Source organism: Vibrio sp. Vf1514, from assembly GCF_052076135.1.
GTDB lineage: Bacteria > Pseudomonadota > Gammaproteobacteria > Enterobacterales > Vibrionaceae > Vibrio > Vibrio furnissii.
Map to the genome: position 1 here is coordinate 857721 of NZ_CP197267.1, position 13090 is coordinate 870810.

Sequence of the window (13090 nt, forward strand, 5' to 3'; positions counted from 1 at the left end):
TTGATGTAATAAAAAAGGGCCGTATCATCAGTGAGATACGGCCCAATATTATAGAACATTCGCTTGGTTAATCTTCAAGCAATTTTTGCAACAGTACGCCATTTAACATCGCCCGCTTGATCATCGCAAACGCACCGAGGGTCGGTTGCTTATCGATTTGAGAGGTCACAATAGGCAATTGACGATGGAATGTTTTGAGCGATTGGTTTTCCACGTTACGCAAAATTGCCGGGAAAATGATGTCTGGTGATTCGGTGACTTCACCGGCAATCACGACTTTCTGTGGGTTAAACAGGTTAATGGTGATGGCAATGGCTTTACCGAGTTGGTTGCCCACACGCACTAAGGCTTGTTTCGCCAGCTCATCGCCGGCATTGGCGTGCTGGCAAATGTCGTCGATGGTGATGGTCTTTAAATCAGCAAGGCTGGATTCATATCCTTGGGCGATCAGCTTTTTGACTCGCGCAACGATGGCGGGGTTGGTGGCGACTGTTTCTAAACAGCCAAAGTTACCGCATTGACATTGTTCGCCCAGTGGATCGATTTGAATGTGGCCGATTTCACCAACGTTGCGGTTGGAGCCTAGAAACACTTGGCCATTGACGATGATCCCAGCCCCCGTCCCGCGGTGGACGCTGACCAAAATGGAGTCTTGGCAGTCTTGGCTAGCGCCAAAATAGTGTTCAGCGAGTGCCATGCCGCGCACGTCGTTGCCGACGAAACATTCCACGTGGAAGTGATCGCGAATGATGTCACCCAGTGCCAAGGCATCGACGTCGACGTTTGGAATGTATTCCACCACGCCATTTTCTGGGTTGACCAGACCGGGCAGCGCAACACCAATGGCGATCAGTTGATCGATCAGTTGGCTTTGCTGCTCAATGAAATCTTTTAGGTGAGTGACCAGCCCTTCAATTAGTTGTGGCTGGTGGGTGTAATGAAATTCGTGTGACGCTGAAGCCAGCTCTTTGCCACCCAAATTGTAGAGGCTGAGCTGAATGTAGTCGCGCCCTAAACGTACGGCGACGGAGTGAAAGGGTTCCACTTCCGTCGTCAGGGAGATCGCACGGCGTCCTCCCGTAGAAGCTTGTTGCGCGACCTCTTTAATGAGGCCGCGTTCCAGAAGTTGGCGGGTAATTTTGGTCACGCTGGCTGGCGCAAGCTGACTCACATCGGCAACTTGGATTCGAGAAATTGGCCCTTGTTGGTCAATTAATCGATAAACCGCTGCGCTATTTAGCTGTTTAACTAGATCTACGTTACCTATTTGTCCGCCATTCATTCTTACTTTTGCTCGTATTGTCCGTTAACCACAGTCGCTTTTACGTTGAAGTCACGGTCAAAAACAGTCAGGTTGGCGACCATGCCTTGTTTGACACGACCGAGTTTGTGATCAACCCCAATTGCTTTCGCTGGATACAGAGTAGCCATCCGTAGAGCTTCATCTAAAGCGATGCCGACATGCTCAACCGTGTTTTGAACTGCTTCAATCATGGTAAGGGCTGAGCCGCCAAGTGTGCCATTTTCGTCGACACATTTGCCATCTCGGTAATATACTTTCTTACCGACAAAAATAAAGTAATCCATTTCAGCACCTGCAGGAGCTGTGGCATCGGTCACTAATACGAGCTTTTCGCCCTTAATTTTGTGCGCGATTCGAATGTTGGCGTAATCCACGTGGAAGCCATCAGCAATCACACCGGTGTAGACATCTTGCGTATCGTAAATAGCACCCACGACGCCCGGCTCACGGCCAACCATTGGGGTCATTGCGTTGAAGAGATGCGTTGCGAAGGTGATGCCCGCTTCGAAACCTTGGCGCGCTTCGGCGTAGGTCGCGTTGGTGTGGCCGATCGAGACAATGATGCCAGCCTTCGCCAATTTCGCGATGTGTTCTGCTTTGTTGTTCTCTGGTGCCAGTGTCACTTTGGTGACCACATCACTGTTGTCACAAATGAAATCGATCATGGCATCGTCAGAAGTGCGGATGAAGTCGACACAATGGATGCCTTTTTTCATCACGTTCAGATAAGGACCTTCCAGGTGCAGACCCAAGGATTGGTTGTTATATTTTTGCTGATATTCACGTTGGGCGGCGATCGCTTGACGCATGTTTTCGTCAGATGAGGTGATCAGCGTTGGAAGGAAGCTGGTGCAGCCTGATTTAAGGTTCGCTTCATGCATGATTTGAATCGTGTCTGCGGTAATTTCATCATTAAACATGACGCCACCACAGCCATTCAATTGCACGTCGATAAAACCTGGGCTCACGTTCGCGCCATTCAGGTCAACGGTTTTCACATTTTCCGGCAGTTGCTCGACGGGGCACACAGCTTGAATCAAGTCGCCATCCACAATGACAGCATGTCCACTTAACACGTCGTTACCTGTGTAGATTTTGCAGTTAGTTAGCGCGTACATATCAGCGAATCCTTATCTATCGAGATTTTATCAATTTACTTGGCGACGGTTTGGCAGCGAAGCAGTGATTGGGCAGAACTTACTTTGCTGACTTCAATTAGGTCGCGAATTATCTTTCGGGCCAACGTCCACAAATGTCGTGGCTAAAAATAAGTGTTAAACAGCATTATTACTCAATGGCTTTCAACTGCGAGCACGTTCAAAATGACAACTGAGCATCGATTGAGCGTTTCAATCTTTAGAGTAACAATGCTGAAGATAGTATCGTTAAATTTTCGTTTTTTTATATTGTAAAATAAGTTTTATGATCTCGCTAGCAAAATAGTCGTTTTTTGGCCGTTTCTGGTGATTATGATCACAATTGATAAGCTTTTAATTTGCGGAGCAAAATTAATATCATAAACTGAGCCTGACTAAATTGAGCGACTAAAATAAGTCGTCCAGTCCAATAATACCAAAATCCTATAGGGGGAACTTAAGGTGAATATTCTTGGATATTTTCAAAAAGTAGGTAAGGCCCTGATGGTGCCTGTTGCTACTTTGCCTGCCGCGGCCATTCTTATGGGTGTCGGCTACTGGATTGACCCGAATGGTTGGGGTGCAAACTCTGCATTAGCAGGCTTCCTGATTAAAGCGGGTGCAGCAATTATCGACAATATGTCATGGTTGTTTGCAGTGGGTGTCGCGTACGGTATGTCGAAAGACAAAGACGGCGCAGCGGCACTGGCTGGTCTCGTATGTATGTATGTTGTGACAACGCTACTGTCACCTGGCGCGGTTGCTCAGATTCAAGGTATCGCCGCCTCTGAAGTTCCAGCAGCATTTAGCAAAATTCAAAACCAGTTTGTTGGTATCCTTGTCGGTATCATCTCTGCTGAAATTTACAACCGTTACTCTGCCGTCGAACTGCACAAAGCATTGGCGTTCTTCTCGGGTAAACGTTTGGTTCCGATTTTGACATCATTCGTCGGTATCGTGCTGTCTTTTGTACTGATGTACATCTGGCCAGCAATCTACGGTGGTCTGGTGCACTTTGGTGAATCAATTCAAGGCATGGGCGCAACCGGTGCAGGTATCTACGCATTCTTTAACCGCCTATTGATTCCTGTTGGCCTACACCACGCACTGAACTCAGTATTCTGGTTCGACGTGGCGGGCATTAACGATATTCCGAACTTCCTCGGTGGTGCTAAATCTATCGCAGAAGGTACTGGTATTGTCGGTGTGACGGGGATGTACCAAGCGGGCTTCTTCCCAATCATGATGTTTGGTCTGCCAGGCGCTGCGCTAGCGATGTACCACACGTCAACGGCGAAAAACAAAGAGAAAGTTGCTGGTATCATGATCGCTGCTGCATTCGCTGCGTTCTTTACCGGTGTGACTGAACCGCTAGAATTCTCATTCATGTTCCTAGCACCAATGCTTTACGTTCTGCACGCATTGCTGACTGGTATCTCTGTATTCATCGCTGCATCAATGCACTGGATTGCAGGTTTCGGTTTCTCAGCTGGTCTTGTGGATATGGTACTGTCATCACGTAACCCACTGGCGGTGAACTGGTACATGCTGATTGTTCAAGGTCTGGTGTTCTTTACGCTGTACTACGTGATTTTCCGTACCGTTATCGTGAAATTCGGTCTGAAAACACCGGGTCGTGAAGATGATGAAGAAACAACGTCTGCGACAAAAGGTTCGACTGAGTCGTCTGAACTGGCTAAACAATATCTGCAAGTTCTGGGTGGTCACGACAACCTGTCTAACATCGACGCGTGTATCACTCGTCTTCGTCTGACCGTGAAAGACATGTCTATCATCGATGAGAAAGAGCTGAAAGCGCTGGGCGCAATGGGTGTTGTGAAACTGGGTTCAAACAACCTTCAAGTTATCCTTGGCCCACTAGCTGAAATCATCGCGGGTCAAATGAAGAACATTCGCACTGAAGAGCACGTGACAGAAGCAAAACAGTCATAAGTCGCTTCAAACGCGAGTCCTTACCAAAGCCTTCGCCTAGTGCGAAGGCTTTTTCGTCTGATCGGTTTGGCGATATATCCGCCGTACACCAGAAATAATCACAAGAAAACGGCAGTTTTTATTGTGAATTCGTTCAGAATTGTGGATCATGGCCGACAATAATTTCTGCTCTGCCGGGCTTTTGTAGCTTTTAAATGCAGAAAAACTTTTCTGACAATACTAAATAAACTTGAGGTGCTATAGATGAGTGAAGCTGAGGCTCGTCCATCGAACTTCATTCGCCAAATCATTGATAAAGATTTAGCGGATGGTAAACACACTAGCGTGCATACTCGTTTCCCACCAGAACCCAACGGTTATCTGCATATCGGGCACGCGAAGTCGATCTGTTTGAACTTTGGTATTGCTCAGGACTATCAGGGTCAGTGTAACTTACGTTTTGACGACACAAACCCAGAAAAAGAAGATCTCGAATACGTTGAGTCGATTAAGAAAGATGTGAACTGGTTAGGCTTCGAATGGTCTGGCGACGTATGTTACTCATCTGATTACTTCGACAAGCTTTATGAATATGCGGTGGAACTGATCAATAAAGGCTTAGCGTACGTTGAAGAGCTAAGTCCTGAGCAGATCCGCGAATACCGTGGTACGTTGACTGAGCCGGGCAAACACAGCCCGTACCGTGATCGTAGCGTGGAAGAGAACTTGGCGCTGTTTGAAAAAATGCGTGCTGGTGAGTTCAAAGAAGGCACAGCGTGCTTGCGCGCGAAGATCGACATGGCATCGTCGTTCATTGTGTTGCGCGATCCTGTACTGTACCGCGTGCGTTTTGCTGAGCACCATCAAACGGGTGACAAGTGGTGCATTTACCCAATGTACGACTTCACGCACTGCATTTCAGATGCGCTGGAAGGCATTACACACTCACTGTGCACACTGGAATTCCAAGACAACCGCCGTCTGTACGACTGGGTTCTGGACAACATCACCATCGCGTGTCACCCACGTCAGTACGAATTCAGTCGCCTGAATCTTGAATACACCGTGATGTCTAAGCGTAAGCTGAACCAACTGGTGACTGAAAAATTGGTAGAAGGCTGGGACGACCCACGCATGCCAACCATTTCAGGCCTGCGTCGCCGCGGCTTTACACCCGGTTCTATCCGCGAATTCTGCAAACGCATCGGTGTCACCAAGCAAGATAACCTGATCGAATTTGGTGTGCTGGAGTCTTGTATTCGCGACGACTTGAACGAAAACGCACCGCGTGCGATGGCCGTTCTGGATCCTGTGAAAGTTGTGATCGAAAACTTTGCGGCAGACAGCGTGGAGCTGTTGAACGTGGCAAATCATCCGAACAAACCAGAAATGGGCGAACGCGAAGTGCCATTTACGCGTGAGCTATGGATTGAACGTGAAGACTTCCGTGAAGAAGGCAATAAAAAGTACAAGCGTCTTGTTTTGGGTAAAGAAGTGCGTCTGCGTGGCGCGTACGTGATCAAAGCCGAGCGCATCGAAAAAGATGAGCAAGGCAATATCACCACCATTTACTGTACTTACGATGCGGATACACTGGGCAAGAACCCTGCCGATGGCCGTAAAGTCAAAGGCGTGATTCACTGGGTTTCAGCAGACAAAGGCGTGCCTGCGGAATTCCGTTTGTACGATCGTTTATTCACTGTGCCAAACCCAGCAGCGGCGGAAAACTTCGCAGCAACCATCAACCCAGATTCGCTGGTGAAGCTCAACGGCTTTATCGAACCAAGTTTGGTGTCTGCTGAGGCTGAATTTGGTTACCAGTTCGAGCGCATGGGCTACTTCTGTGCCGACGGTAAAGATTCTAAGCCTGAAGCATTGGTATTCAACCGCACGGTTGGCCTACGTGATACTTGGGCAAAAATCGAAGCTGAATAAGCGTTTCGCCTTGTCGAACGAAGAAATAGAGCCAGCATTCAGCTGGCTTTATTTTTATCAATGATACCCAATGACATGAGCGGACTTGCGTTAGGTGGCAAATTTTGTGTGAGATTCCTGCGATTATTGTGGTCGAGACACATTTTTTGCCTTATAGCCTATAGTTTTGCTCATCTGATCCGATATATTTAACAGATCATCGTATTCCTTTAGATAAAGCATTCAGCTGAGCCTTTTATGCGTCAATTTTTCAAGCGATTGCTGTTGCCTCTGGCAGTGGCCGCCGTGTCTCAGACTTCTATCGTTCATGCAGAGGGCATTCGCCTTATCGGCCCTGGCGGAGAAGTACAATCATCACCGCAGTTTAGCAGTGAGGTTGTACGCAACACGCCAACCCCTTCTGCCAATAGCGAGCCTTCCACATTCTTCGGCCCGACAACCGAGCAAGATACCTTATGGTCGATTGCAACGCGCCTTAAGCCTTCCGCGAATGTCTCTGTTCAACAAACCTTGCTTGCCATTTATCGCCTGAATCCGCAGGCTTTTGAAAACCAAAATATTCACAGTTTGATGCCGGGTAGTACGCTGCGGGTGCCGTCACTGGCACAAGTGAGCCGTGTCTCGACCCAAGAAGCGGTGAATGTCATGGCAGCGCATCAAGCGCGCCTCAATCAAACCCCAGTCACGACCCCGAGTCAGCCCGCGAAGCCACAACCTGTTGTTGAGGTGAAAAAGCCAGCACCAAGCGTGGTCGAAGAAGCCGCTCCGCCCGCGCCTGTGGTTGCGCCAGTTCAAGCGGATGTGGCCAAAGTTGAGAAACAACTGACAGCATCCGATACCGAACTGGACGCGTTGGAAGAGAAAAACCACCGTTTGCGCCTGATGGTTGCGCAGATGCAGTCTGAAGTCGATAACCTCAAGCACGAACTGGGTGATGAGAATCGTATTCGCTCAGAAGTTGAAAAGCTGCTGCAAGAAGAGCGCGTGAAACGCGAAGAAGCAGCGAAAATGGCGCCGGCTGACGATTGGCTATCCAACGGTTGGATGGTCGGATTGTTAGCGCTGATCCCCGGATTGCTCATTGGTGCGCTGGTCTTGATGTTGCTCAACCGTCGTTCCAAAGCGTCTGATGCGCAGCAAGCTGAATCACAAACCCAGACGGCCACGCCAGAAACCACCGTGGCACCGATCACGGTGGGTGAGCCAGAAATTGATGGTCTGGACGATGAATTGCTGCTCGACGATGACTTGTTTGGCGATAGCGATGACAGTGAGAAACTGTTCAGCGATGAAATGGACAGTAAGGATGAAGCCGACATCTTCGCCGACTTGGACGAAAGCGATCTCGATTTCAACCTCGAAGGAGAAGATGGTCAAGATCCGTTTGCTGGTATTGATGACGACGGCGATCTCGACACTGACTTTGGCAGCAACAGTGGCATCAGCGTCAGCGGCGATGAGAAAGCGCTGGGCCTGGAAGAGATGGAACGCGCGTTGGATGAAGCAACGCATGACTCTGACGATGATGACGAAACGGCGTTTGATCTGTCTGATGATGGTGACATGTCGCAGGAAGAGATCGAGTCGCTGCTTGCTAGTGATGGTGAAGCGGAAGATCTGGAATCCGAGGCTATCGATCAATCCATGCTAGACGAGCTATTAGGCGGTTTGGATGACGACGAGACGGATGATCTCGACTTTGATACGTTGTTGGACGACAACCTCGATGAGTTGATGTCAAACACGGGTGAACAGGCAGCATCTGACGTTAAAATGACGTCCGACGAAGATCTTGAAAACCTGTTTAACTCAATTGAATCTCAAGCCGATTTGGATGAGCTTGAAGCGCAAGCCGACAATGACGAAGAAACCGCCTTGTTGGATGAATTGCTAGATGACGATGACGTGTCGTTTGACAGCGACAGCACGGATTTGCTCGACGAGTTACTTTCCGAAGCGGACGAGGACAGCATTCATCTGGATGATGACTTCGATGCGGAAAGTGACAAGTTCCTCAATGAGCTGTTGGAGGAATCTGCAACCACAGACGAGGACGCGTTTGATCACGACAGCGCGACCTTGCTGGATGAATGGGTTGAGCAAGAAAATCAACCGAGTGATGCGGCGACCGACGAAGACGAGGTCGAGGCTTCATCGCTGGATGATGGGACTGGATTCCTGGACGAGCTGCTGGAGATCGAGCAACAAGCGCAGGGGCCTGCCGAAGAATTTAATAGTGCGAACTTTAAAGACGATCTGCTGAGTTCGGCACCAGAACACGATCCTTTACTGGATGAGTTTAAACTCGATGACGATGATGCGTTGTCGTTTGACGACGATGAATTTGACTTTAATCCCGAAATCGAAGGTTTAGACACGACGCCAGAGCCAGAGCCGCAAAGCGAGCCCGACGTGACGTCGCAGCCGGAAGACAAGTCGACTGAAGTCGCCAATGAATTTGGCGTGCCTCAAGATGACGATTGGTTGCTCGACGACGCAATGGAACAGCCTGCCGAAAGCGAATTGCCTCCAGCATCCATGGCGGACGATGCGCCGCTTTCCTCAGCTGATTTTATGGCGGAACTGGATGAGACTCAGGAGCCGGTATCTCAGGATCGCGTTCAAGACACTGCGGGTGAACTGCCAGTGCCAGAAGAGAACGCCATCGATGACATGATCGCTGAAGCGCAGCTTGAATCGGAACCGTTAGCGGATGTTGAGGCGAGTGAAGACGCTCTGGCGGCGGAATTCTTAGACGCTGAGGCCGAAGAAGCATTTGGGTTCAACGATATTGAACAGCCAAAAGAAACCGACGCAGCTGCTTTTGCTGACGCGATGGCCGAAGCCGAATTACCGGCTGAAACGGATGTGAGCGAAGACGCACTGGCTGCTGAATTTTTAGATGCAGAAGCAGAAGATGAGTTTGGCTTCGATGACGCGGCGTTGCCAGAATACAGCGAAGCTGATGCACTCGCGGATGCCATGGCCGAGCCTGATGTGTTGGGTGAACTCGAAGCGCCAGTTCAAGACGATTCAGAGATTGAACCACCACAAGCAGAAGCTGACGACGAGTTTGAGTTCGATGATCTCGAGCTACCGGAGTACAGCGAAGCCGACGCCTTAGCTGATGCGATTGTTGAACCGGATGTATCGGGAGAACCGGCAGAACCAGTTCAAGACGACGCAGTCATTGAGTCACCACAAGCGGAAGCTGACGACGAGTTTGAGTTCGATGATGTCGAGCTGCCGGAGTACAGCGAAGCGGACGCCTTAGCCGATGCGATTGCCGAACCGAATGTGTCGGCAGAACCAGTTCAAGACGACGCAGTGATTGAGCCGCCACAAGCAGAAGCTGACGACGAGTTTGAGTTCGATGATCTCGAGCTGCCGGAGTACAACGAAGCGGACGCCTTAGCCGATGCGATTGCCGAAGCGAATGTGTCGGGAGAACCGGCAGAACCAGTTCAAGACGACGCAGTCATTGAGTCACCACAAGCTGAAGCTGACGACGAGTTTGAGTTCGATGATCTCGAGCTGCCGGAGTACAGCGAATCGGACGCCTTAGCCGATGCGATTGCTGAACCGAATGTATCGGGTGAACCGGAAGCATTCGTTCAAGACAATTTAGAGATTGAGCCGCCACAAGCTGAAGCTGACGACGAGTTTGATTTCGATGATGTCGAATTGCCGGAGTACAGCGAAGCGGACGCCTTAGCCGATGCGATTGCTGAACCGAATGTATCGGGTGAACCGGAAGCATTCGTTCAAGACAATTTAGAGATTGAGCCGCCACAAGCTGAAGCTGACGACGAGTTTGATTTCGATGATGTCGAATTGCCGGAGTACAGCGAAGCGGACGCCTTAGCCGATGCGATTGCTGAACCGGATATATCGGGTGAACTGGCAGAACCAGTTCAAGACGATGCAGAGATTGAGTCGCCACAAGCTGAAGCTGACGACGAGTTTGAGTTTGATGATCTCGAGCTACCGGAGTACAGCGAATCGGACGCCTTAGCTGATGCCATCGCCGAACCGGAGGTGTCAGAAGCCTCAACGGCTTCGTCGCAAGCGGACGAAGTGAGTGAAGCGATTGAGCCGAAAGCAGAGCAGGGCATTGATTTTGAATCGATGGCGCATCAAGAATTTGATGAGCAAGCCCTCGACTCACTGCTGAATGACAATGAATCCGCTGATGGATTCGCCTTTGACCAACCGATGGACGCGAAAACCATTGATAGCGCAGGCATGGACATTGATGCCATGTTGCAAATGGGTGGCGAAGATTGGAACGGCTTCAGTTTGACGCCGGATCAACAAGCGATCATTCCCGATGAAGTGCCGGAAGATGAGCAAGCGGTATGGCAACAGGACATTCAAAATCAGCAGCCGGAAGTGGAAACAGAAAACTGGGGAACGCAGGAAGATATCGCTGATTTCGATCCGACACAGAACCAGTTTATGACCATTGACGAGCTGATGGCGCAAGTGGAACGCGACGATCCGGCGTTTAACCCTGATGATGAAGCGTTGAAGCTGGATGTGGGGCTCAATGAGTTTCCTGATGTGATCGGTGATATCTCGGATGTGGACGTGGATAACAACTCCGAAGCCGCAGGCAAGTTGGATCTGGCCAAAATCTATATGGAAATGAACGATGAGAAAGGTGCGGTTAAGTTGCTGGAAGAAGCCATCGTGGATGGCAGCGACGATATTCGTCAACAAGCAAAACGCTTGATTGATGTGATTAACGGACGCGCATAAGCACATCGAGGTAAAAAAAGAGGTAACTGAGTTACCTCTTTTTTTACCTCATTAGAAATTAACCCCGTTAGGGTTTATACTGCCCGACCCATTTTCAACGCCTTCGTTTTTAAGAGAAAGAGAACATGAGAATCGCTCTGGGTATCGAGTATGACGGCACTCAATATTATGGCTGGCAGCGCCAACGCGAAGTCAATAGTGTCCAGGAAGAACTGGAAAAAGCCTTGTCGGTTATCGCAAACCATCCGGTTGAAGTCCAGTGTGCTGGTCGCACCGATGCAGGTGTGCACGGAACCGGACAAGTGGTTCATTTTGACACGACGGCAACGCGTAAAATGATCGCGTGGACAATGGGTGCCAATGCCAATTTGCCGAAAAATATTGCGGTGCGCTGGGCAAAAGAAGTGCCGGATGAGTTTCATGCTCGTTTTAGTGCTACGGCACGCCGGTATCGCTACGTGATATACAATCACATGTTCCGTCCGGGAATTCTGGCAACGGGTGTCAGCCATTATCACGGTGAGCTTGATGTGGCACGTATGCATCAAGCGGGTCAATTCTTGCTGGGTGAGAATGACTTCACGTCATTTCGTGCCGTGCATTGTCAGTCACGTAGTCCTTGGCGTAACATAATGCACTTAAATGTAACTCGCCACGAGCGCTACGTTGTGATTGATATTAAAGCGAATGCGTTTGTCCACCATATGGTGCGTAATATTACCGGCAGTTTAATTGCCGTGGGTCGTGGTGAGCAGGAGCCCGAGTGGATTCAGTGGCTGCTGGAAGCCAAAGACCGCAAACTGGCGGGGGCGACAGCCAAGGCGGAAGGCTTATATCTGGTTGATGTGGACTACCCAGCAGTGTTTGATTTACCCAAAGCGCCGCTTGGTCCGCTATTCTTACCTGAGAATTTGAACTAATTGGCAGTAATCGGTTCAAAAATGAACAATATTGTGCGTGGGATGCCCGTACAAGAAATAGGTACAACCAGTTTTTTGTCCACAGTTGGCATTTTCTATGCTTTAATCCACACGCGTTAATGTCGAATTAGAATCTGTCGCAATACAGCGGCAGATGAGAGAGTAAAAGGTCTTGCATGAGCTGGCTTGAGAAGATTTTAGAAAAAAGCAACATCGGAAGTTCACGTAAAGCGTCTATCCCTGAAGGGGTTTGGACCAAATGTACATCGTGTGAACAGGTGCTTTATTACGCTGAACTAGAGCGCAATCTTGAAGTTTGTCCGAAGTGTAATCATCACATGCGTATGAAGGCGCGCCGTCGTCTTGAAACGTTCTTGGACGAAGCAAACCGTTACGAAATCGCGGACGAACTCGAACCGCAAGATAAACTGAAATTTAAAGACTCCAAACGTTACAAAGAGCGTCTTGCGACTGCGCAGAAGAGCAGTGGCGAAAAAGATGCGCTGATTGTGATGAAAGGCGAGTTGATGACGATTCCAGTCGTGGCGTGTGCGTTTGAATTCTCGTTCATGGGCGGTTCAATGGGGTCGGTTGTCGGTGCGCGTTTCGTGCGTGCAGTTGAAGCGGCGATTGAAGCGAACTGTGGTCTGGTCTGTTTCTCTGCCAGTGGTGGCGCACGTATGCAAGAAGCGCTGATGTCGCTGATGCAGATGGCCAAAACCAGTGCAGCGCTCGAGCGTCTGACGGCGAAAGGTCTCCCGTTTATCTCCGTGATGACAGACCCAACCATGGGTGGGGTGTCTGCGAGTCTGGCAATGCTGGGCGACATCAACATCGGTGAGCCGAAAGCACTGATCGGTTTCGCGGGTCGTCGCGTGATCGAGCAGACCGTGCGCGAAGAGCTGCCGGAAGGTTTCCAACGCAGCGAATTCCTGCTGGAGCACGGTGCGATTGATATGATCGTTGACCGTCGTGAAATGCGTCAGCGTGTGGCTGGCCTGCTGGCGAAAATGACACGTCAGGAGTCGCCGCTGGTGGTTTCTGTGAACGATGCGCCAAATGAAGCCGCATATTCTGTACCAGAAGCGAACAAAAAAGGGTAA

The 13090-nt window shown here is 49.7% G+C and carries 7 protein-coding genes; 5 read left to right on the forward strand and 2 right to left on the reverse strand.

Annotation, left to right across the window (positions count from 1 at the left end; all coding sequences use genetic code 11):
- Positions 1-67: 67 nt before the first annotated feature.
- Together nagC and nagA are read right to left on the reverse strand one after the other, a co-directional pair.
- On the reverse strand, positions 68-1282 hold the full coding sequence (gene nagC, locus ACS18Q_RS04045) for a DNA-binding transcriptional regulator NagC (protein WP_004726668.1): 1215 nt from the start codon (positions 1280-1282) through the stop codon (positions 68-70).
- A gap of 2 nt (positions 1283-1284) precedes the next feature.
- Positions 1285-2421: an N-acetylglucosamine-6-phosphate deacetylase gene (gene nagA / locus ACS18Q_RS04050; RefSeq protein WP_014205537.1), complete on the reverse strand. Its 1137-nt coding sequence runs from the start codon at positions 2419-2421 to the stop codon at positions 1285-1287.
- A gap of 480 nt (positions 2422-2901) precedes the next feature.
- Between nagA and nagE the strand changes: the two genes are divergently transcribed.
- From nagE to accD, 5 genes are all read left to right on the forward strand, one after another.
- Positions 2902-4392 carry an N-acetylglucosamine-specific PTS transporter subunit IIBC gene (gene nagE, locus ACS18Q_RS04055; protein ID WP_014205536.1) on the forward strand — a complete coding sequence of 497 codons (1491 nt, stop codon included), beginning with the start codon at positions 2902-2904 and terminating at the stop codon, positions 4390-4392.
- 243 nt (positions 4393-4635) lie between these two features.
- Positions 4636-6306, forward strand: a complete 1671-nt coding sequence (gene glnS / locus ACS18Q_RS04060; protein ID WP_004726665.1) for a glutamine--tRNA ligase — start codon at positions 4636-4638, stop codon at positions 6304-6306.
- Between the two features lie 237 nt (positions 6307-6543).
- The gene (locus ACS18Q_RS04065; protein ID WP_441257411.1) at positions 6544-11067 is read left to right on the forward strand and encodes a FimV/HubP family polar landmark protein; all 4524 of its coding nucleotides are present in this window, start codon (positions 6544-6546) and stop codon (positions 11065-11067) included.
- 125 nt (positions 11068-11192) lie between these two features.
- Positions 11193-11987 carry a tRNA pseudouridine(38-40) synthase TruA gene (gene truA / locus ACS18Q_RS04070; protein ID WP_004726663.1) on the forward strand — a complete coding sequence of 265 codons (795 nt, stop codon included), beginning with the start codon at positions 11193-11195 and terminating at the stop codon, positions 11985-11987.
- A 176-nt stretch (positions 11988-12163) separates the two neighbouring features.
- Entirely contained in the window at positions 12164-13090 is a 927-nt protein-coding gene (accD, locus tag ACS18Q_RS04075; RefSeq protein ID WP_004726662.1) for an acetyl-CoA carboxylase, carboxyltransferase subunit beta, read from the forward strand.